This is a genomic window from Pseudomonas siliginis (genome assembly GCF_024072275.1).
GTDB classification, from domain to species: domain Bacteria; phylum Pseudomonadota; class Gammaproteobacteria; order Pseudomonadales; family Pseudomonadaceae; genus Aquipseudomonas; species Aquipseudomonas siliginis.
In genome coordinates this window covers 288,217-310,153 of sequence record NZ_CP099598.1, presented here as the reverse complement: position 1 = coordinate 310,153, position 21,937 = coordinate 288,217, and the positions used below count along the sequence as shown (strand labels likewise).

The window sequence follows — 21,937 nt, the reverse complement described above, 5'->3', positions numbered from 1 at the left end:
AAAGAATTTCAGGCATTTGAAGCACTGCTTGAAACGGAATCTGCAGCGCTTGAAAAACGACTTTTACATGACAAAAACACCGGTTATTTGCGGTTTTCGCTGAAGAACCGGCGAAAAAAAACCCCGATCGAATCGAGGTTTTCTCATTTCTCTTACAGCGGATCGATCATCAGAAGATGTTGATCGGATAGTCCACGAATACACGCAGCTCGTTACCGCTGACGTTGTACTCGCTGGATTTCTGCGACACGCGCAGGATCGAGCTGCGCAACTTCACGCTCAGGTCTTTGGCCGGGCCACTCTGCACGACGTACTTGAACTGGTTGAAGATTTCGCGCTCGGTGCCGCCTTCGCTGGTGGACGTGGTGATGTTGTCGCCGCGCACGTAAGCGAAGTTGTAGCTCAGACCCGGAACGCCGAACGAACCAAAGTCCAGACCGTAACCCAGCTGCCAGCTGCGTTCGTCTTCGGCGTTGAAGTCAGACCAGTAGGAGTTGGCCAGATAGATGGAGTTACCACCGTCGCCGACACGGCCCTGATCTTTCTGGTAGCCGCCGTAGGCATAACCGAGGTTGCTGTCGCCGGTGGAACGCTGATGCGCCACGGTGAACGAGTGCGGGCCGGTGGCGAAGGTGGCTGCCAGGCTCCAGATCTTGTTGTCGCGACCGGTGACGATGCTTTCGCCCGGCACGGTGTTTTCGCGTACGTACGAGCTGTCCAGCTTGGTGCGATAACCGTTGAAATCCAGGGTCAGCGACTGATCCTTGTTGAACGGAATCACATAGTTGGCATTCACGTACTGTTTCTTCAAGACGTCCTCAACGTCGGAGGCGTACAGCGCGCCTTTGAAGTTTTCGGTGAACTGATAGCTGCCGCCCAACACGTTGATCGACTTCAGACCGCCGCTGTCACGGCCTTCATCGCTTTTGCGCGACTCGGCAGTGAAACGCCCGGCGTTTAATTCCAGGCCTTTGATCTCACGGGAGGTGATCAAAGTACCGGTATAGCTTTCCGGCAGCAGACGCACGTTGTCGTAGCTCAGCACCGGCAGGGCCGGCATCTGGTCGCCGTAGGTCAGTACAGTGTTGGACACACGGAACTTGACCGCAGCACCGCCCTTGGCGATGTCGTGGTTCGCGCGACCATCATTTTCCTGTTTGAAGAAGTCGATGCCGCCGGCGCCGCTACGGCCCTTGCCGCCGTCCAGGCGCAATGCGTACAGACCGAAAGCGTCCACACCGACACCTACGGTGCCTTGGGTGAAGCCCGACGAGAACGTACCGATGGCCGCTTGGCCCCATTCGGCCTTGTCCTTGTTACCGTCTTTGTAATCACGATTGATGTAGGCGTTGCGCAGCAGCACTTTCAGGCTGCTGTCTTCAACGAAACCCTTGGATTCGGCCTGGTCGTTAGCCATGGCCTGTGTAGCACTCAACATCCCCAGTGCGATCAGACTGATTCGCTTGTTCAACATTTTGTTTTCCTTATTACGGGTTGAAACGCGCTGTGTCGAACGGCTGAAACGGCGCTTTCTGCACTCTTGTATTCACCCCGAAACAAAAAAGCCCGCCGACGTTAACGTCATGGCGGGCCTGCTCCTTATTTTGAGTCATGGCGGTTAGCCACAGGCGTTGGGCCGAATCGTAGCCGCGCCCTGAACTGTGTGTCAATTTCAAGAATCGTCTTTAAATAGGCGAAAAACGTCTAAGAAACGTAATTTTTTTGCTGGGCGGTTGCAGAAAAATGAGGTTAAGCAGGGAGTTCTGAACTGTGGGAGCGAGCCTGCTCGCGAACGCGCATAAAGTCATTGGCAGGGCTGACGTCATCGCGAGCAGGCTCGCTCCCACCTTTGAATGCCTGTGGATAAAAATCAGGCCAAAAAAAGCGCCGCCATCCCGGCAGCGCTTTTTGACCAATCCCTGTTGTTCCTATCCTTCCATCACATCCCACAAGGCTTCCAGCTCGGCCTCGCTGAACAGGCCAGCGGGGTAACGCTCGATCATCATCCGGCGCGGATCAGGTTCTCTGATCTGACGCGTTCCATTGGACTTCAACCAGTGCGCGACAAGCTGGAGCGATTCGCCGTTGACGGCCATGGGATGCACAGTCCGCTCGCTGATTACGTTCACTTCGGCGTTCATTTCAGCGCTCTCTCCCCGTTCGTGAGCGGCTACGTTATCCAAGGTTTGTGACAGAACTGTTGAAGTTCCCCTCCCTCCCTAGTGCATCAGGAGCAATACAAGAGCTATGCCAAGGCGACTCGAATGTGGACCGGCGGATACAAACAAGCCCGCGGTCCTGACGGGCTGCGGGCTTGCTTTCATGGGTAGCGAGCTAATCATTGCCTGACTGATTTGTTAATCAACTCAAGCTGTTACGACTCAACTCACTCTTTGTGCGGCGCTGGCTGCTGTTGGGTAAGGCAGTGAATATTGCCGCCACCCAGTAACAGTTCACGGCCCGGCACCATCACCACTTCGTGCTGCGGGAACAGCTTCTGCAGAATTTCCCTGGCCGGGGCATCCATCGGGTCGTCGAAGCTCGGCGCGATGATGCCGCCGTTGACGATCAGGAAGTTCACGTAGGAGCCGGCCAGGCGCACGGAAGGGTTGCGCTCCTGCGAACCGTCCACCGGATCGACCCCGGCGCATTCTTCTTCGGTCGCATAGAGCGGCCCCGGAATCGGCATTTTGTGCACCGTGAACGGGCGGCCCTTGGCGTCGGTGCTGCTTTGCAGCACTTTCATTGCGGCCTGGCAGCGCGGGTAGTTCGGATCCTGCGGATCATCGGTCCACGCCAGCAGCACTTCGCCCGGACGCACGTAGCAGCAGAAGTTATCCACATGGCCGTCGGTTTCATCGTTGAACAAGCCATCCGGCAACCAGATGATCTTGTCCACAGACAGGTTGTCGCTGAGTACGGCTTCGATTTCTTCGCGGCTCAGGTGCGGGTTGCGATTGCGGTTGAGCAGGCATTCTTCGGTGGTGATCAGCGTGCCTTCGCCGTCGACATGAATCGAGCCGCCTTCGAGCACGAAACCTTCAGTGCGATAACGTGGGCTGCGCTCGATCTCGAGGATCTTGCCGCCGACCTGCGAATCACGGTTCCACGGTGCATACAGGCCGCCATCGAAACCGCCCCAGGCGTTGAAATTCCAGTTCACACCGCGCACTTCGCCATGGTTATTGATAACGAAGGTCGGGCCGCTGTCACGAACCCAGGCATCGTCGCTGGACATTTCCACCACGCGGATATTCGGCACATCGAGGCGCGCGCGGGCGTTTTCGTATTGGCCGGCGGAGACGGCAACGGTCACCGGCTCGAAGCGGGCGATGGCTTTGGCCACTGTGGCGTGCGCGGCCTGCGCCGGTTTGCCACCCAGACGCCAGTTGTCCGGGCGCTCGGGCCAGATCATCCAGGTCTGGGTTTGTGGCGCCCACTCGGCCGGCATGTAGAAGCCGTCGGCGCGCGGGGTACTTTTCAATGTGGTCATCAGGACTCCAGGGAACCGTCGAGGGTTTTCAACGCGCCGTACAGATTCGGCCGGCGGTCGCGGAATGAACCCCACGCGCTGCGAATATGTTCCAGCTCGTCGAGGTTGAACGTGTGCACAAGAATACCTTCTTCGGTTTTATTCAGCTCCTGCACTTTTTCGCCGAACTGGTTGGCGATGAACGAAGAGCCATAGAAGGTGATGTCGTAGCCGTCCTGTTCTTCGTTGCCGATGCGGTTGCTGGCGATCAGCGGCATCAGGTTGGCGCCGGCATGGCCCTGCTGCACCCGCTGCCAGTGATCGCGCGAAGATATGGTCTTGTCGTGCGGCTCGCTGCCGATCGCGGTTGGATAAAAGAGAATTTCCGCGCCTTGCAGGGCCATGCTGCGCGCCGCTTCCGGGAACCACTGGTCCCAGCAGATGCCGACGCCGATTTTCGCGTAACGGGTATTCCACACCTTGAAGCCGGTGTCGCCCGGGTTGAAGTAATACTTCTCGTGATAGCCCGGGCCGTCCGGAATGTGGCTTTTACGATAAATCCCGAGGTTGCTGCCGTCGGCGTCGATGATCGCGATGCTGTTGAAGCGTGCACGCCCGGCCAGTTCGTAGAAGCTGATCGGCAGCACCACTTGCAGCTCTTTGGCAATTTTCCGGAAATGCTTGATGGCGACGTTTTCTTCAACCGTCGTTGCCAGTTGCAGGTAATCCGGATTCGGCTTCTGGCAGAAATACGGTGCCTCGAACAGTTCCTGGATGAGGATGATCTGCGCGCCTTTGCCGGCGGCTTCACGGACCAGTCTTTCAGCGGTTTCGAGGTTGGCTTCCAGGTCCCACGAACAGGCCATCTGCGTGGCGGCGACGGTAACGATACGGCTCATGAATCATCTCCGGGCTAGTGCTTTGACGGTCGAAGAATTCAACCGAAAAGAAAACGCGCGCACCGGACAAAAGATCGTCATGCCGGAGCAATGGCGAATTTATAACCGATAAATATCGGCTTTAAAAGCTATAAATCAGTAATCTATTCGTTTGAACGCTAATTAAATCGATAAAAATCGAACTTGAGAGCGAAAACAAATGTGGGAGCGAGCCTGCTCGCGAATGCGCTGTGTCAGTCACCGCATGTGGCGACTGATACACAGCTTTCGCGAGCAGGCTCGCTCCCACAGGGGATGTGCCTTGCTTACAGGCCTTCGCTCAACACCCGATCCAGCATTTCGACGAAGAAATCCACGCTCTGGCGCGACGTCACCATCGGTGGCTTGATCTTGAGGATGTTCAAGTCATCGCCCGTCGGCTGCATGAAGATCCCCAACTCGCGCAGACGATCACACAGCAACGCAGTTTCGGCGGTCGCCGGCTCCAGCGTCTGGCGATTGCGGATCAGTTCCAGCCCGAGGTAGAAACCGGAGCCGTGCACCGCACCGACCAGCGGATGTTTATCGATTAACGCTTCCAGGCGCGCCTTGAAGTAACCGCCGACGACCTGGGCGTTTTCCCAGAGCTTTTCCTCCTCCATCACATCCAGCACCGCCATGCCGATCTGGCAACTGACCGGACTGCCGCCCGCCGACGAGAAGAAATAACCTTCGGCCTCCAGCGCCTCGGCGATTTCCCGGCGGGTGATCACCGCGCCAAGTGGCTGGCCGTTACCCATGCCTTTGGCCATGGTGATGATGTCCGGCACCACGCCCTGCTCTTCGAAGCCCCAGAAGAAATGGCCCATGCGCCCGTAACCGACCTGCACTTCGTCAGCGATGCACACCCCGCCCTGCGCGCGGACCTTTTCATACACCTGCGGCAGATAGCCCGGCGGTAAAGAAATACCCCCGGCATTACCGTAGACCGGCTCGCAGATGAAACCGGCCAGTTGCCGCTTTTGCTCGGCCAGTTTTTGCAGGTGATGTTCGACGCTGCGCACGTAATCCGGCGCCGAATCCGCGCCACGGAATTCGCCCCGATAAGTGTTCGGCGCCGGCACCGGATGCACCCAGTCCGGGCGACTTTCCAGCGCCCTCGGGTTGTCGGCAATCGACGTCGATACCGCATCGGCACCGATCGTCCAGCCGTGATACGCCTCGAGCACGCTGATCATGTCGCGCCCGCCGCTGTAGGCCCAGGCCAAACGAATCGCCAGGTCATTGGCCTCGCTGCCGCTGTTGACCAGAAACACGCGATCCATGCCCTTCGGCGCCAGCTTGAGCAAGCGCTCGGAGAACTCGGCGACCGCCGCATAGTTGAAGCGCGAATTGGTATTGAGCAACGACCACTGCCGCGCCGCGACCGCCGCCATCCGAGGGTGACCATGGCCGAGAACCGCGACGTTGTTGAGCATGTCCAGATAGGAGCGGCCGTGCATATCAATCAGGTGATTGCGCCAGCCGCGTTCAATACGTGGCGGGTCAACGTAATAGTGTTTTTGCGTGCGGGCGAAACTGGCATCGCGGCGTTCAAGCAGGGTTTGCGCGTCCAGCTCAGGCTCGGCGTCGCAGGCCAGCCCGAGCAACGTCGCCGGCGACGGGCACGACGCCTGCCACGCGGATGCACGGGACGGCGTGCAGAACAGCGGCGCGTCGAGTTCCGCTCCCCGGCACATCTGCACTAGCAGCGAACCCGTGACCGCACCGAGTTTCTGGCCTCTATCCACTGCCACCCCATGTTCAAGAACAGGCGTCACGCCCCACAGGCGAACACTGAACTGTGGGCCATCGAGTTGCAGCGCACCGTTTGCCGCTTGATTCAGAACGCCAGCGAACGGTGCTTGAACTTCGGTTCCGGTCGGCACACGCAATTCGACATGCAACGGGAACGTATCCGGTTCAGTCGCACTGTCCGGGCGGGTGCGTGACAAGCGGTACTGGCCATAACGCGTCGCCGCCAGCCCATGCACCGCTGCGGCCTCTGTCAGCAAACGCTGATCAATGCCCGGTTGCTCCCAATTGCCCGCTTCGAAATGCGGACTCAACACGCCCAGATCGATCAGCGCAAATTCACGCCCGACCAGCCCTGGCAACAACGGTGCAAATTCTGTGTTTTCGGCCTCTGGCACAGTCAGTCCCACGGCTGTGAGAATCGCCGCTTCCATCAGCGCCTGTGGCACCGAGGTCGCGACGCGGAAGATTTCCCACTCGTGGCTGAGATTGTCGCGGCTATAAGTATTGGCGGGATCGATGCTCACCTGTTGCTCGCCACTGAGCACCAGCACCGCCGCCCGCGCCACGATCAATGGCCACAGCGCTTGCAGCTCAGCGTACTGCAACGGATTGACCGCGTGATAAGCCTTGACCGCCGGCAGGATGACAAACGGATCGCCATCGGCGTGATGCAGCAAAGCCGCACAGGTCACGGACAAATCAGTGATGCGCCAGGTGCGCACCAGATCACCGAAATCGATCACACCCTGCAACTGCCAATGCCGCTGGGCATCACGCGCCCAGACGACGTTGTCATCGGTGATATCCATGTGAATCGCCTGCACCGGCAGCTTGTCCAGCAGCGGCTGCAAACAGCGCTCGGCCTGCTCGGCGGCAGCGCTGATCACCGCACGCTGCTGCACGTCCGAGATCACCGGCAACAGATGACTGATCAAAGCGTTGGCGTGACGCGCGTCCCACTGCAAGGTGCGTTCAAGGCCGGGGTGATCGAAGCCTGCCAGCGCCAGATCCATCTCGCCACAGAGTCGGCCAAACCCGGCAACCACGTTCTGGCCAAGATGATCGAAATCGGTCAACGGCTGCCCGTCGATGTACTCCAACAACCGCACATGCACCGTTTCGCCATTGGCTTGCAACGACAACAGATCCGCACCGTTATTGGCTGCGATGACGCGCGGCACCTTGATCGCCGAGTGCTCGGCCAGATAATTGAGGCCTGCGTGCTGGGCTTGCAGTTCCACAAGAGCGTAGTCGCCACGACAGACTTTCAACACGAAGCGCCCATTTGCGCTGTCGACGCGGTAATTCAGATCCTGCTGGCTGCCCAGCGCCTGCAACGTGCCGCTGAGCCCGTAATGTTCGGCCAGCCATTGCAGCGCCTGCGCCTCTGAAACCTGCGGACCGGGCAAACTGGCGCGATGAATCAACGTGGCGAGCGGCATGAAACGACCCCTGAAATTTTATTAGGCGCTTATATCGCCATTGCCTTGGCGGTTACGCAACCCCCAGCGTGACTGAACGGCCCAATTCAAACCGAACGCTCGCGCCCTGCAGCACTTTGCGCAAGAATGTCGGCCATTCACACCTGTCTATGGAAATCCTCATGAATGTCATCACCACCGATCTGCCCGGTGTTCTGATCATCGAACCCAAGGTGTTCGGCGACGAGCGCGGTTTTTTCTACGAGAGTTTCAATGCCAAAGCGTTTCAGGACGCCACCGGTCTGGATACGCAATTTGTGCAAGACAACCATTCGCGCTCGCAAAAAGGCGTGCTGCGTGGCCTGCATTACCAGTTGCAGAACACCCAGGGCAAACTGGTTCGCGTGACCGCGGGTGAAGTGCTTGATGTGGCGGTGGACATCCGTCGCAGCTCGCCGCATTTCGGCAAATCGGTGGCGGTGCGCCTGTCGGCGGAAAATCATCGTCAGCTATGGGTACCGGAAGGTTTCGCTCACGGTTTCGTGGTGCTGAGCGAGTTCGCCGAATTCCTCTACAAGACCACCAACTATTACGACCCGTCCTCCGAGCGCAGCATTCGCTGGGACGACCCGGCGCTGGGCATCGACTGGCAACTGGACGCAGCGCCGAAGCTGTCGGCCAAGGACCAGGCGGCTGCGCTGCTCAAGGACGCTGACGTCTTCGCCTGAGGCCGGGCATAATGCGCCTGTCCCTACAGGCGTATCCGGCACATGAAACCACCGCTTCCCCGCAGACCCCGCTGGCGCAGCCTCGCGCTGTTGGCCCTGTGCCTGGCGCCGCTGCTGTGGCCGCTGGAACATCTTGCCGAGCGCTATTACCGCAGCGAACTCGCCGGGCAGAATCGCCAGACCCTCGATCTCTACGTCGCCAACCTGCTCGGCACCCTGCATCGCTATGAAGTGTTGCCGCAGATTCTCGGCGACCTGCCGGCCCTGCGCGCGGTGCTCGGTGCGCCGGACGACGGCGTGACCCAAGGCAACGCCAATCGCTTGCTGAAAAACATCGCCGCGCAGACCGGCGCTGAAGTGATGTACCTGATGGACACATCCGGCCAGACGCTGGCGGCGTCGAACTGGGACAAACGCGACAGCTTCGTCGGCCGCAACTTCGCCTTCCGCCCGTATTTCAGCGAAGCCATGGCCGGGCGCCTCGGACGCTTCTTCGGCCTCGGCACCACTTCCGCCAAGCGCGGCTACTTCTTCGCCGCTGCTGTGCGCAACGGCGAGAAAATCATCGGCGTGCTGGTGATCAAGGTCGACCTCGACCATACCGAAAGCCTGTGGGGCAAAACCCCGGAACAACTGCTGGTGACCGACCATAACGGCGTGGTCATCCTGACGTCGCGCCCGGAATGGCGTTTCCGCTCCACTCGCGAGTTGAGCGATGCCGAGCGCGCCGCGATCACCGCGATCCAGCCCTACCCGACCCGTGAACCCCGGCCGCTGAACCTGAGCCCTGACGCCTGGCTGACGCAGACCCACGACATCGCCGAGACCGGCTGGAGCGTGAGCATCCTCGCCCCGCGCACGCTGATTGATCGTCCGGTGCGCACGGTGGTCGCGATCGGCGGCGCCACACTGTTGGTGGTGATGCTGCTGGTGGGTTTGATGATGCAACGTCGCCGGCATTATCTGGAGCGCATCGCCTTCGAGGCCAAGGCGCGCCGCGAACTGGAAGGCCGGGTGGCCGAACGTACCAGCGATCTGGAAGGCCTCAACCGGCGTTTGAAACAGGAAGTGCTTGAGCGCGAGCACGCCCAGCAGGAGCTGGTGCGCGCTCAGGACGATCTGGTTCAGGCCGGCAAATTGTCGGCACTGGGGACCATGTCGGCGAGTATCAGCCACGAACTCAATCAACCGCTGGCAGCGATTCGCAGTTATGCGGAAAACGCCGAAGTGCTGCTCGATCATCAGCGCACCGAGGACGCGCGCGGCAACCTCAAGCTGATCAGCGAACTGACCGGGCGCATGGCCTCAATCATCGCCCACTTGCGTGCCTTCGCTCGGCGCGATCGCCACGCACCGGAAAGCGTCGCTCTGCAACCGGCGCTGGACGATGCGCTGGCATTACTCGCCAAACGTCGCCGCAGCATGGAAGTCGAACTGATCCGCGACTTGCCCGCAGCCACGCTGTGGGTCGAGGCCGGCGAAACCCGACTGCGCCAGGTGCTCGGCAATCTGCTGGCCAACGCCCTCGATGCGCTCACCGAAAAAGGCCCGCCGCGCAAGTTGTGGCTGAGTGCCGAAGCCACCGCCGACGGCGTCAATCTGTACATTCGCGACAATGGCCCCGGGTTCTGCATGGAAGCTCTTGGCCGCGCCAGCGAGCCCTTTTACACCACCAAGACCCGCACACAGGGTCTGGGTCTGGGGCTGGCCATTTGTGAAACGCTGATGCGCGCCTTTGGTGGCGAGCTGTCGTTCGCCAACCACAAACAAGGCGGTGCCCTGATTACCCTGCGCCTGCGCGCCGGCGCGCCCGGAGTCAGCCTGCAACCGTCCGAGGATCGAAGTGCATGACCATCGACAATCGCATCCAGGTAGTGTTGATCGACGACGATCCGCACTTGCGCCAGGCTCTCGGCCAGACCCTGGACCTGGCCGGCCTGAAAATTCTGCCGCTGTCCGAAGCCAAGGGCCTCGCCGCACAGCTTGAGCGTGACTGGCCAGGTGTGGTGGTCAGCGACATTCGCATGCCGGGCATGGACGGCCTCGAGCTGCTCAGTGAATTGCACGCACAGGATCCCGAGTTGCCGGTGCTGCTGATCACTGGCCATGGCGACGTACCGCTGGCGGTGCAGGCGATGCGCGCCGGCGCTTACGACTTTCTGGAAAAGCCCTTTGCCAGCGATGCACTGCTCGACAGCGTCCGTCGCGCCCTCGCGCTACGGCGGCTGGTGCTGGACAACCGCAGCCTGCGTCTGGCCTTGAGCGACCGCAACGAATTGAGCGCGCGGCTGGTCGGCCATTCGACGCCGATGCTGCGCCTGCGTGAGCAGATCGGTGCGCTGGCGGCGACCAAGGCTGACGTGCTGATCCTCGGCGAAACCGGTGCCGGCAAAGAAGTCGTGGCCCGCGCGCTGCACGACTTGTCGAGCCGCCGCAACGGCCCGTTCGTAGCGATCAACGCCGGCGCCCTGGCGGAATCGGTGGTGGAAAGCGAACTGTTCGGTCACGAGCCCGGCGCCTTCACCGGGGCGCAGAAACGTCGCATCGGTAAATTTGAATTTGCTAATGGCGGCACGCTGTTTCTCGACGAGATCGAAAGCATGAGCATGGACGTGCAAGTGAAACTGCTGCGCATGCTGCAGGAGCGCGTTGTTGAACGCCTGGGTGGCAATCAGTTGATACCGCTGGACATCCGCGTCATCGCCGCGACCAAGGAAGACCTGCGCCAGGCGGCGGATCAGGGTCGCTTCCGCGCCGACTTGTATTACCGCCTCAACGTCGCGCCGCTGCGCATCCCGCCGCTGCGCGAAAGGGGCGAAGACGCATTGGTGCTGTTCCAGCATTACGCCGATGAAGCCAGCGCCCGCCATGGCTTGCCGCCCCATGAGCTGCAGCCGGCACACCGCGCCCTGCTGCTGCGCCACACCTGGCCGGGCAATGTGCGTGAACTGCAAAATGCCGCCGAACGCTTCGCCCTCGGCCTTGAACTGGCACTGGACAACAGCGCTGATGGCAGCGGCGGCGCGCCTGTAGAAGTGGTCAGCGGCGGCCTCAGCGAGCAAGTCGAAAACTTCGAAAAATCGTTGATAGCCGCCGAACTGGCGCGCTCGCACAGCTCGGTGCGCAGCCTCGCCGAAGCTCTGGGTATTCCGCGCAAGACCCTGCATGACAAGCTGCGCAAACACGGTCTGAATTTCGGCGACAGCAGCCACGGGGAAGACAACGAATGAGCAGCGAAAGCGAATACCTGCAAACGGTGCTGCATCACGACATTCCGCTGACCGCCGAAATGGGCCTCGAGGTGCTTGAGTGGCGCGAGCAGCAACTGAGCCTGCACCTGCCGCTCGCGCCCAACGTCAATCACAAGAGCACCATGTTTGGCGGCAGCCTGTATTGCGCAGCGGTGCTGGCCGGTTGGGGCTGGTTGCATTTACGTTTGAAGGAAGAAGGGATTGCCGACGGACATATCGTCATTCAGGAAGGACAGATCAGTTATCCGCTGCCGGTGACGGGAGACGCCGTGGCCATTTGCCCGGCGCCGGAGGCCGCGGTGTGGAAACGCTTTGTGGCGATGTATCGGCGATATGGACGGGCGCGGCTGACGCTGGATACGCGGATACTGAATGCGGGAAGTGAGGACGAGGCGGTGAGATTTACCGGGCAGTACGTTTTGCACCGTTGAAGATCAACAGCCCCTCACCCTAGCCCTCTCCCGAGGGAGAGGGAACCGATACGGGGATGCTACAGATTTACGTCGACCTGAAACTGCTTCGCCGAATCCACGACTCGATTCTCCAGGTCGATGCATAGCGCCAGACAACTCGGTCGGCTCCCTCTCCTGGGGGAGAGGGCCGGGGTGAGGGGAATTGCGGATCAGGCAGTTAGCCTCGGGCCAACTCCAACAACCGTCCGCGCCACGCAGCCTTCGCCGGCAGCGCCAGAAAGAACTCGTTCAACAGCGATTCTCGCGGCGGATAACTGAACGCTTCACCCTTCAAATCCAGCACCTCGCCCCCCGCCCCTTCCAGCACGCCCTGCGCTGCCGCCGTGTCCCACTGCGAAGTCGGCGCCAGTCGCGGATAGCAATCAGCAGCACCTTCGGCCAACAGACAGAACTTCAAGGAACTGCCGATATTGGCCAGTTGCAACTCACCAAGACTGGCGCTCAACCCGGCCAGCAAACGCTCTTGCTCGGGACTTGAATGTCGACGGCTGGCCACCACAGTAAACGCCTCGCCCGGCGCAGGCACATCGCGCACCTGAATCGCCGTCGGCGTACCGCCCTCGTCGCCACGCCAGGCTCCAAATCCGGCGCCGCCGACATAAAAACGACCGTTGGTCGGCATCGTCACCACACCAAACACCACCCGGCCATTTTCGATCAGCGCGATGTTGACGGTGAATTCCTCGCTACCGCTGATGAACTCCTTGGTACCGTCCAGCGGATCCACCAGCCACCAGCGCTGCCAACCGGCGCGAACACTTTGCGGGATGTCGGCGTCCTCTTCGGACAGCACCGGAATGCTCGGTTCCAGCGCCGTCAGCCCGGCAACGATAAGGTGATGGGCGGCCAGGTCGGCGGCCGTGACCGGCGAATCATCGGACTTGGCCGTGACTTCAACGCCGGCGCGCCAGAACGGCAGAATCGCCTCGCCAGCCTGTAAAGCCAGCGCAACCACAGGTGCCATCAGCGGATGGGGAAAATTCATCGACGTCTCACTCATAGCTGAACACCCCGCGCTGGCTCAGCAGGTCGCGGGTCAGATACAGCGCAGCCAAGGCGCGGCCCTCGGAAAATTGCGGATTCTGCGCCAGTGCCGACAGTTCGCGCAGGTTGACCTTGTCGACCCGCATCGGCTCCGGCTCATCACCTTCCAGCCGCTCTTCATACAGGTCGGTGGCCAGCACCACCTGGATTTTCTGGCTCATGTAACCGGGCGACAGCGACAGCTCGGTCAGATGTTCCAGTTGACGTGCGCCATAACCGGCCTCTTCCTTGAGTTCCCGCTCAGCGGCCGCCAGCACGTCTTCGCCCGGCTCGATCAGGCCTTTGGGCAGAGACAGTTCGTATTCGTCGGTGCCGCCGCAGTATTCCTCGATCAACACTGCGTGTTCGGCATCAAGCATCGCGACGATCATCACCGCGCCGTAGCCCGCACCCTTGCCGACCAGACGCTCGTAAGTGCGCTCCACGCCATTGGAAAATCGCAGCTTGAGTTCTTCGACGCGAAACAGGCGACTGGTGGCGACGATCTCGCGGGCGAGTACGGTGGGTTTCTGGCGCATGCAAAGCTCCTTGGCGTGAACGCGCTACTATAACGCGGCTTTCCCGATTGTTTGCGTCGGATATCTTTTCACCGTTCGAGACGTTGCCATGCCTTCTTTACCGTGGTCCGACATCGATACCGTTCTGCTCGACATGGACGGCACGCTGCTGGATCTGCACTTCGACAACCATTTCTGGCTCGAACACCTGCCCCAACGCTACGCCGAACTGCACGGCATCAGCCGGGCCATGGCCGAGCTGGAATTGCAGCCGTTGTTCGAGCGCCACGCTGGCCAGTTGCAGTGGTACTGCCTGGATTTCTGGAGCGCAGAACTGAAATTGTCGGTGCGTGAACTGAAACAGGAAACTGCCCACTTGATCGCCCTGCGCGCCGATGCCGATACCTTTCTCGGCGCAATCAAACGCGCCGGCAAACGGGTGATCATGATCACCAATGCGCACCGCGATTCGCTGTCGTTGAAACTGGAACGGATCGAACTGGCGCCGTACTTCGAGCGGCTGATCAGCTCGCATGACTACGGTTATCCCAAGGAGAACCCGCAGTTCTGGGATGCCTTGCAGGCGGACATCGGTTTTGATCCGGCGCGCAGCCTGTTTATCGACGACACCTTGCCGATCCTGCGCAGTGCGCGGGATTTTGGCGTGGCGCACTTGCTGGCGGTGAAAGAACCGGACAGCCGCAAAGGGCCGAAGGACACAGCGGAGTTTGCCGCAGTCGAGGATTACCGCGATTTGATTGCAGGGCTTTGACCCCTGTAGGAGCTGCCGCAGGCTGCGATCTTTTGATCTGCTTTTTTTAAAGTCCAAGTCAAAAGATCGCAGCCTTCGGCAGCTCCTACATGATTGCGTTATTTCGGAATGCGCAGTTTTTGTCCCGGATAGATCTTGTTCACATCCTTGAGCATCGGTTTGTTGGCATCGAAGATTTTCTGGTACTGGTTGGCATTGCCATAGACGCGCAGGGAGATCGCACTGAGCGTGTCACCTGCCTTGACCTCGACAAACTCGGCAGCCACGACGACCGGTCCGGTCACCGTGATCTGATCATCGACACTGCCTACGCCCGCAATGTTGCCCACCGCGAGCAGAATCTTTTCCTTCTCTTCCTGGCTCGCCACTTCACCGGTCACCGTCACCTTGTCGCCATCCACGGTCGCCTGCACGTTGGGATTGCCCAACCCGACCTTGCTGATATGTTCCTTCAACTGCTCACTCGCATTGGCATTGCCTGGGGTCAACAGATCAATCAGCTTCTCACCGGCCTCTTTCACAAAGCTCAACAGACTCATAGCGCACACTCCTTGATTTGGGTTCCAGTCGTCCAAGCCTAGACCACCCCGGCCAAACCCGGTTCCAGTCCGACCAATGACGCTGCCGCGCCGCTGGCGGTAGAATCGCCACACCCCGCCAACCGCCCGGAGCGAAGATGGACATCAAGCAACTGAAATTCCTCATCGCCCTCGACGAAACCCGCCATTTCGGCCAGGCCGCCGCGCGCTGCCACATCACCCAGCCGACCCTGTCGATGCGCTTGCGCAGCCTCGAGGAAGAACTCGACCTGCCATTGGTCAATCGCGGCCAGCGCTTCGAAGGCTTCACCGCACCGGGCGAACGCGTGCTGGCGTGGGCGCGTACGGTGCTGGCAGCCTATGACGGCTTGCAGGCGGAAGCGGCGGCCTGTCGCGGCAACCTGATCGGTACGTTGCGCCTGGGGGTGGTGCCGCTGTCGAGTTTCGATCCGTTACCGCTGATGCAACGTCTGCACGCGGCGCACCCGGACCTGCGCTTCGAGCTGTCGTCGCTGAGTTCCGAGCAGGTGCTCGAACACTTGGCGAACAACCGCATCGACATTGGCGTTTCGTATCTGGAGCGTCTGGACAGCGAGCGGTTCGATTCGCTGGCCTTTAACGAGACGCGCATGGGCCTGCTCTATGACGAGCGCTCGTTCAGTTTCGGCGATGAACCCCTGAGCTGGGAATCGCTGATCGAACTGCCGCTGTGCATGCTCACCAGCGGCATGCATTTTCGCCAGTCCATCGACCACAACTTCCACAGCCGTGGCCTGACGCCGCAACCGCTGTTGCAAACCGACGCCGTGCATCAACTGCTGCAAGCAGTCCACGGCGGTTTTTGCTGCGCAATCATGCCCCTCGACGGCGGCGCGGAAACCCTCGCCGATCACCTGCGCCTGCAACCGATCGAAAATGCCCACACCCTCGCCCCGCTGGGCCTGATCATGCGCCGTGGCGCGCCGCGTTCAGCGCTGGCAGAAGCCTGTTTCGCGCTTTATCAGAAATCGTCAAAAGACGCTTGATCGACGGCATCTATCGGTAGATCGGTAATAGCGATTAGACGCGACAACTTGCCGCGCCTAGTCTTGACCTAGATCAAACCGTCGGTGATGCCATGAACGCCAAGCGCCCAGCCTGCGCGGCGCCAGCAATTGAAACGCCCGCGCCAGCCGCCAGCCAGACCTACAGCTACAGCGATCTACCCTTTGAGGCATCGGCCAGCACCGCGCTGGCCGAGGAAGTCGCGTTGGCGATCGCCTACAACGGCATCAGCCAGGCGGTGATGCTGGTGACCCCGACCGATCTGGAAGACTTCATTGTCGGCTTCAGCCTCGGCAGCGGCATCATCGAAGACGCCAGCGATATCTACGATCTGCAACTGACAGGCGCAGGCTCGGCGCAATACGCGCAAGTGACCATTGCCAACCGCGCGTTCTGGAACCTCAAACAGCAGCGTCGGCAGTTGGCCGGCACCAGCGGCTGCGGACTGTGCGGCGTCGAAGCGGTCGAACAGGCACTGCCTGATCTCAAGGTATTGCCGGGCGCAGCCTTGCCACCGATCGAATGGCTCGACGGTTTGCGCCAGCGCATCGGCGCGTTCCAGCCGCTCGGTCAGCACTGCGGCGCGGTGCACGCGGCGGTATTCATGAACGCCAGTGGTGAACTGCTGCTCGGTCGTGAAGACATCGGTCGGCATAACGCGCTGGACAAGCTGATCGGCGGACTGATCCGCCAGAAGATATCCACAGAGGGCGGGCTGGCGATCGTCACCAGCCGTTGCAGCCTCGAATTGATCCAGAAAGTCTTGCGTGCCGGCATCCAGACCCTGGTCAGCCTGTCGGCGCCTACCGGCCTGGCCGTGCAATGGGCCCGGCGCCACAACCTCAATCTCATCCACCTGCCGCAGAAAAGTGCGCCGCGGGTGTACAGCCCCGCGATGGAGAATCAAGCGTGAGCCAACATCATCAAGCCGACCAGAAACCTGTCCCGCGCTACAAGCCTTACAAAGGTGCCGCCGGCGGCTGGGGCGCCCTGATCAGTGTGGCCCAGGCGTGGCTGACCAGCGACAACGCCCTGAAAAACCTGCGCATGATGCTCAAGACCAACCAGAACGGCGGCTTCGACTGCCCGGGTTGCGCCTGGGGTGATTCGCCGGAGAGCGGCATGGTCAAGTTCTGCGAGAACGGCGCCAAAGCGGTGAACTGGGAAGCGACCAAGCGTCGCGTCGATGCCAAATTCTTCGCCAAGCACAGCGTCACTTCGCTGCTGGAGCAGAGCGATTACTGGCTGGAATATCAGGGTCGCCTGACAGAGCCGATGGTCTACGACGCCGAGTCCGATCGCTACAAGCCGATCAGTTGGGAAGATGCCTTCGCTCTGATCGGCAAGCACCTGCGCAATCTGCCGAGCCCGGATCAGGCAGAGTTCTACACCTCGGGGCGTGCTAGCAACGAAGCGGCGTATCTGTATCAACTGTTCGTGCGGGCTTACGGCACCAACAATTTCCCTGACTGTTCGAACATGTGCCACGAGGCCAGCGGCGTAGCGTTGGCGCAGAGTGTCGGGGTCGGCAAAGGCACGGTGACCTTCGACGACTTCGAACACGCCGACGCGATTTTCGTCTGGGGCCAGAACCCCGGCACCAACCATCCGCGCATGCTCGAACCGTTGCGTGAAGCGGTGAAACGCGGCGCTCAGGTGGTGTGCATCAATCCGCTGAAAGAGCGCGGTCTGGAGCGTTTTCAGCATCCCCAGCACCCGATCGAAATGCTCACCAACGGCGACAAGCCGACCAACACCGCGTACTTCCGTCCGGCCCTCGGCGGTGACATGGCGGTGCTGCGCGGCATGGCCAAGTTCCTCCTGCAATGGGAACGCGATGCGCAGAAGGCGGGCGAGCCGGCGGTGTTCGACCATGACTTCCTCAATGCTCACAGCGCCAACGTGCTGGAGTACCTCGCCACGGTCGACGATACCTCGTGGGAGCAGATCGTCGAGCAATCGGGCCTGACCCTGGTCGAGATCGAGCAAGCAGCGCGCATGTACGCCAAAGGCAAGAACGTGATCATGTGCTGGGCCATGGGCATCACCCAGCACCGTCATTCGGTGCCGACCATTCAGGAAATCGCCAATCTGATGCTGCTGCGCGGCAATATCGGCAAACCTGGCGCCGGTCTGTGCCCGGTGCGTGGTCACAGCAACGTGCAGGGCGACCGCACCATGGGCATCAACGAGCGTCCACCGGTGGCGTTCCTCGATTCGCTGGAGCGTCGCTTCCAGTTCAAGGTGCCGCGTCATAACGGTCACAACGTGGTCGAGGCAATCCATGCGATGGCCGAAGGTCGCGCCAAGGTGTTCATCGGCTTGGGCGGCAACTTCGCCCAAGCCACGCCGGACAGCTCACGCACCTTCGAAGCGCTGAGCAACTGTGACCTGACTGTGCAGATCAGCACCAAACTCAACCGCAGCCACCTCGCTCACGGTAAAGACGCGCTGATCCTGCCGTGCCTGGGCCGTACCGACATCGACATCCAGGCCGAAGGCCCGCAAGCGGTGACCGTGGAAGACTCGTTCAGCATGGTCCACGCTTCCAACGGCCAGTTGCAGCCGCTGTCGAACCAGATGCGCTCGGAGCCGTCGATCATCGCCGGCATCGCTGCCGCGACGTTGGGCAGCCAACCGGTGGACTGGAACTGGCTGGTGGCCGATTACGGGCGCATTCGCGAACTGATCGCCGACACCATCCCGAGTTTCAAAGACTTCAACGACAAGATCAAAAACCCGGGCGGCTTCTATCTGGGCAACTCGGCTGGCGCCCGCAAGTGGAACACGCCATCGGGCCGTGCCAATTTCCGCGCCAACCAGTTGCCGAAAGATCTGGTTCACGAACGCACCCGTGCCACTGGGCAGGTGCCGGATCTGATCCTGCAATCGATGCGTTCCCACGATCAGTACAACACGACGATCTATGGTCTCGACGACCGCTACCGTGGCGTGAAGGGCCAGCGTGACGTGCTGTTCGCCAACGAGGCCGACATCATTCGCCTGGGCTTCCGTCCTGGGCAGAAGGCCGACATCGTGTCGATCTGGGACGACGGTCGCGAGCGTCGGGTGAAAGGTTTTACATTGTTGGCGTTCGATATTCCTGCGGGGCAGGCGGCGGCGTACTATCCGGAGGTCAATCCGCTGGTGCCGCTGGAAAGTACGGGGGATGGCAGCCACACGCCGACGTCGAAGTTCATTGCGATCCGGCTGGAAGCGGCGAGTGAGACTGGGTTGATCATGGCTAAATCCGCTTAACCGCGGAGCCAGATCCGGCCCCTTCGCGAGCAGGCTCGCTCCTACACTTGGAATGCATTTCAAAGGTGGGAGCGAGCCTGCTCGCGAATGCGATCGACCTGTCAACAGATCTGCCGTGGCAAAGATTTTCGACCGCCCACAAAAAAGGCCGTTTCTGCATGAAAACGGCCTGTCCGAAGTAGCTAAAGACCGGCGAAAATCGGTTAAGTTCCGGTGAAAAAACAGTAACTTGCAATATTGTATACAAGTCGTGTTATTCGTCGGATTTTGATTGTCACGCCCATTGCAGAGCTTCAGGATCGGCGCCGTCATCCCTTTGAGGCTCATCCTCTATGAAGTTCTCCTCGATTCTCTTGTTGTCCCTTGGCCTGGTCAGTGGCTTCGCTTCTGCCGGAGGCACCACCGAAGCAGGTGTGGGCGGCGCATTGGGCGGGGTTCTTGGCTCGGTCGTCGGTCAATCGTTAGGCGGCAATACAGGTTCCACCATCGGCGCAGCCCTGGGCGGCGCGGGTGGTAGTGCGGTCGGTGCAGACAAGCACAGCCGTGGCGAAGCGGCCATCGGCGGTGCACTGGGTGCAGCCGGCGGTAACGTGGTTGGCCGTAGTCTCGGCGGCACCACCGGCAGCCTGATCGGCTCCGCCGCTGGTGGCGGCGCAGGTGGCGCACTGGGTAACTACATGGGCAACAAGAGTGACGACGATGATCGTCGTTACGACCGTCGCCATGATGACCGTCGCTACTACCGCGATCGTGGTCATCCAGGTCGCGGCCATGCCTACGGCCACCGCAAGCATCACAAGTACTATCGCCACCACTAAGGCGAAGGCTTGAACAAAAAATCGCAGCTTTTGGGCTGCGATTTTTTTTGCGCGTCTAGACCACCAGCCGCTCCAGCGCCCCGCGCAAACCGGCAGGAATCGGCACCGGCTGATTGCTCGCCCGATCGACAAACACATGCACGAACCGTCCCGCCGCACACGCCTCGCTTTCGCCGACCTTGAACACAGCCAATTCATATTGCACCGAACTGTTGCCCAGCTTGCCGACCCGCAGTCCGATCTCGATCAGATCGGGGAAAGCGATCGAGGCAAAGTAATCGCAGGCGGAACTGACCACGAACCCAACCACTTCGCCGTCATGAATATCCAGGCCACCGACCTGAATCAGGTAGGTATTCACCGCCGTGTCGAAGAAGCTGTAGTAGGTAACGTTGTTGACGTGACCGTAGGCGTCGTTGTCATGCCAGCGTGTGGTGATGGGCTGGAAGTGGGGGTAGTCGCAGCGTTGATTCATGCAGGGTTCTCGCGTTCTCTTAATTGAATTTGATCGTGATGACGAACACTTTACCTGTGGGAGCGAGCCCGCTCGCGAAGGCGTCAGCACAGCCGACTGGTGTCAACGATCAGCAAACCCCTTCCCCTGCGCCGCCAGTTCGCCAATCAACCGCGCCGGCTTCCACTGATCGCCCTGGCGTGTCTCCAGCGCCAGCAAGCGCTGATGAATATCCGCTAGCCCCTGCCGATCCGCCCACGCCATCGGCCCACCCTTATCCGCTGGAAAACCATAGCCGTTCAAGTACACCAGATCGATGTCATGGGCCGAGCCGGCAATGCCTTCCTGCAAAATCTTCGCGCCTTCGTTGACCAGAGCCAGCAAACAGCGCTCAACGATTTCTTCGGGACCGATGTCGCGACGCTGGAAACCCAGATCTTCGCTGACCCGCAGTACCAATGCATCGACCTCGGGATCATGCTCGGCCTGGCGACTGCCCGGCTCATAATGGTAATAACCGTTACCGGACTTTTGCCCGAACCGGCCCATCTCACACAGGCGGTTATCCACCTGAACTTCGGGCGCATCCTGCCCCTTGCCAGCTAGCTCCCGAGCACGCCATTCCAGATCGATGCCGACCACGTCGTACATGCGAAACGGCCCCATGGCGAAGCCGAAGCCTTGCAGCGCGGTATCCACCTGCTGTGGATAAGCGCCTTCGAGAAGCATCTTGCGCGCTTCCAGTACATACGGATGCAGCATGCGGTTGCCGATAAAACCGTGGCAGTTGCCCGACACCACACTGACCTTGCCCATGCGCTTGCCGAGTGCCAGCGCGGCCTCCAGCGCCGCTGGCGAGGTCTGCGCACCGCGCACGATTTCCAGCAATTTCATGATGTGCGCGGGGCTGAAGAAATGCAGACCCAGCACCTGTTCCGGGCGCCGGGTCGCAGCCGCGATGGCGTCGATGTCCAGCGCCGAGGTGTTGCTCGCCAGCAAAGCCTCGGGCTTGAGCAAGCCATCCAGCTCGCGAAAGATCTTCTGCTTCAGTTCAAGGTTTTCGTACACCGCTTCGATCACCAGATCGACATTGCGAATCGATGCGTAATCCGCCGCTGCTGATACGCGAGCCATTCGCGCATCCGCTTCGGCCTGATCGATGCGGCCCTGACGCACGTTGTGTGCATAAGTTTGCGCGACCGTCGTCAGCGCCTGCTCAAGCATCTGTGGATTGTTATCCACCCACTGCACGTTCACGCCAGCATTGGCCAGGCACATGACGATGCCACGGCCCATGGTGCCCGCGCCGATCACGGCAGCTTGCTGGATTTCGAAGGATGTCTGGCTCATGTTGTTCTCTTGTGGGTGGCCCGAAGACAGATTCCAACCTTAGTCAGGCAACGGCGGTTTTTGAAGTTTATTAGCGTGATGATGGACATTCAGCGGATGGATGGAGGCTCTGCCTTGATGACACTTGAAGTAGGAGCTGCC

General features: G+C 60.5%; 19 protein-coding genes. 9 read left to right on the top strand and 10 right to left on the bottom strand.

What is annotated here, in order from left to right; all coding sequences use genetic code 11:
* Positions 1–169 precede the first annotated feature (169 nt).
* From NF676_RS01890 to NF676_RS01870, 5 genes are all read right to left on the bottom strand, one after another.
* Entirely contained in the window at positions 170–1,474 is a 1,305-nt protein-coding gene (locus NF676_RS01890) for an OprD family porin (RefSeq protein WP_236168224.1), read from the bottom strand.
* 454 nt (positions 1,475–1,928) lie between these two features.
* Positions 1,929–2,141: a hypothetical protein gene (locus NF676_RS01885; protein WP_056787152.1), complete on the bottom strand. Its 213-nt coding sequence runs from the start codon at positions 2,139–2,141 to the stop codon at positions 1,929–1,931.
* 245 nt (positions 2,142–2,386) lie between these two features.
* Positions 2,387–3,493: an agmatine deiminase gene (aguA, locus tag NF676_RS01880; RefSeq protein WP_252887133.1), complete on the bottom strand. Its 1,107-nt coding sequence runs from the start codon at positions 3,491–3,493 to the stop codon at positions 2,387–2,389.
* On the bottom strand, positions 3,493–4,371 hold the full coding sequence (aguB, locus tag NF676_RS01875) for an N-carbamoylputrescine amidase (RefSeq protein ID WP_073471536.1): 879 nt from the start codon (positions 4,369–4,371) through the stop codon (positions 3,493–3,495). Before aguB ends, aguA begins: the two co-directional genes overlap by 1 nt.
* A 305-nt stretch (positions 4,372–4,676) precedes the next feature.
* Positions 4,677–7,589 (bottom strand): aminotransferase, encoded by a 2,913-nt coding sequence (locus NF676_RS01870; protein WP_252887132.1) that lies wholly within the window; start codon positions 7,587–7,589, stop codon positions 4,677–4,679.
* 161 nt (positions 7,590–7,750) lie between these two features.
* Here NF676_RS01870 and rfbC point away from each other — a divergent pair, with 161 nt between their 5' ends.
* The 4 genes from rfbC to NF676_RS01850 are packed head-to-tail and all read left to right on the top strand — an operon-like array spanning position 7,751 to position 11,978.
* Entirely contained in the window at positions 7,751–8,296 is a 546-nt protein-coding gene (rfbC, locus tag NF676_RS01865) for a dTDP-4-dehydrorhamnose 3,5-epimerase (RefSeq protein ID WP_041477496.1), read from the top strand.
* A 42-nt stretch (positions 8,297–8,338) separates the two neighbouring features.
* Positions 8,339–10,147, top strand: a complete 1,809-nt coding sequence (locus tag NF676_RS01860) for a sensor histidine kinase (protein ID WP_252877250.1) — start codon at positions 8,339–8,341, stop codon at positions 10,145–10,147.
* Positions 10,144–11,526, top strand: a complete 1,383-nt coding sequence (locus NF676_RS01855; protein ID WP_041477494.1) for a sigma-54-dependent transcriptional regulator — start codon at positions 10,144–10,146, stop codon at positions 11,524–11,526. Before NF676_RS01860 ends, NF676_RS01855 begins: the two co-directional genes overlap by 4 nt.
* On the top strand, positions 11,523–11,978 hold the full coding sequence (locus NF676_RS01850) for a thioesterase domain-containing protein (RefSeq protein WP_252877249.1): 456 nt from the start codon (positions 11,523–11,525) through the stop codon (positions 11,976–11,978). The genes NF676_RS01855 and NF676_RS01850 overlap by 4 nt, the downstream gene beginning before the upstream one ends.
* Positions 11,979–12,177: 199 nt before the next feature.
* Here NF676_RS01850 and cysQ read toward each other — a convergent pair whose 3' ends face one another.
* Both cysQ and nudE read right to left on the bottom strand, forming a co-directional pair.
* The gene (gene cysQ / locus NF676_RS01845) at positions 12,178–13,005 is read right to left on the bottom strand and encodes a 3'(2'),5'-bisphosphate nucleotidase CysQ (protein ID WP_056787137.1); all 828 of its coding nucleotides are present in this window, start codon (positions 13,003–13,005) and stop codon (positions 12,178–12,180) included.
* Positions 13,006–13,012: 7 nt separating this feature from the next.
* Positions 13,013–13,582 (bottom strand): ADP compounds hydrolase NudE, encoded by a 570-nt coding sequence (gene nudE / locus NF676_RS01840; protein WP_016772166.1) that lies wholly within the window; start codon positions 13,580–13,582, stop codon positions 13,013–13,015.
* Between the two features lie 88 nt (positions 13,583–13,670).
* Between nudE and yrfG the strand changes: the two genes are divergently transcribed.
* Positions 13,671–14,333 (top strand): GMP/IMP nucleotidase, encoded by a 663-nt coding sequence (yrfG, locus tag NF676_RS01835; RefSeq protein WP_056787135.1) that lies wholly within the window; start codon positions 13,671–13,673, stop codon positions 14,331–14,333.
* Between the two features lie 98 nt (positions 14,334–14,431).
* On the opposite strand, the gene lysM is transcribed toward yrfG, so the two are convergent.
* Positions 14,432–14,872 carry a peptidoglycan-binding protein LysM gene (lysM, locus tag NF676_RS01830; protein ID WP_123585632.1) on the bottom strand — a complete coding sequence of 147 codons (441 nt, stop codon included), beginning with the start codon at positions 14,870–14,872 and terminating at the stop codon, positions 14,432–14,434.
* Positions 14,873–15,009: 137 nt separating this feature from the next.
* Here lysM and NF676_RS01825 point away from each other — a divergent pair, with 137 nt between their 5' ends.
* The 4 genes from NF676_RS01825 (at position 15,010) to NF676_RS01810 (ending at position 19,992) form a co-directional block, all read left to right on the top strand.
* Positions 15,010–15,897 (top strand): LysR family transcriptional regulator, encoded by an 888-nt coding sequence (locus NF676_RS01825; protein ID WP_252868618.1) that lies wholly within the window; start codon positions 15,010–15,012, stop codon positions 15,895–15,897.
* A 92-nt stretch (positions 15,898–15,989) separates the two neighbouring features.
* On the top strand, positions 15,990–16,829 hold the full coding sequence (fdhD, locus tag NF676_RS01820) for a formate dehydrogenase accessory sulfurtransferase FdhD (RefSeq protein WP_016772170.1): 840 nt from the start codon (positions 15,990–15,992) through the stop codon (positions 16,827–16,829).
* Positions 16,826–19,174 (top strand): FdhF/YdeP family oxidoreductase, encoded by a 2,349-nt coding sequence (locus NF676_RS01815; protein ID WP_252887131.1) that lies wholly within the window; start codon positions 16,826–16,828, stop codon positions 19,172–19,174. Before fdhD ends, NF676_RS01815 begins: the two co-directional genes overlap by 4 nt.
* Positions 19,175–19,506: 332 nt before the next feature.
* Complete coding sequence (locus tag NF676_RS01810; RefSeq protein WP_252887130.1) at positions 19,507–19,992, top strand: glycine zipper domain-containing protein; 486 nt, start codon at positions 19,507–19,509, stop codon at positions 19,990–19,992.
* A gap of 55 nt (positions 19,993–20,047) precedes the next feature.
* Here NF676_RS01810 and NF676_RS01805 read toward each other — a convergent pair whose 3' ends face one another.
* Both NF676_RS01805 and NF676_RS01800 read right to left on the bottom strand, forming a co-directional pair.
* Positions 20,048–20,467, bottom strand: coding sequence for an acyl-CoA thioesterase (locus NF676_RS01805; RefSeq protein ID WP_071174077.1), 420 nt, complete (start codon positions 20,465–20,467; stop codon positions 20,048–20,050).
* A gap of 102 nt (positions 20,468–20,569) precedes the next feature.
* The gene (locus NF676_RS01800; protein WP_252887129.1) at positions 20,570–21,796 is read right to left on the bottom strand and encodes a 3-hydroxyacyl-CoA dehydrogenase; all 1,227 of its coding nucleotides are present in this window, start codon (positions 21,794–21,796) and stop codon (positions 20,570–20,572) included.
* Positions 21,797–21,937: the final 141 nt, after the last annotated feature.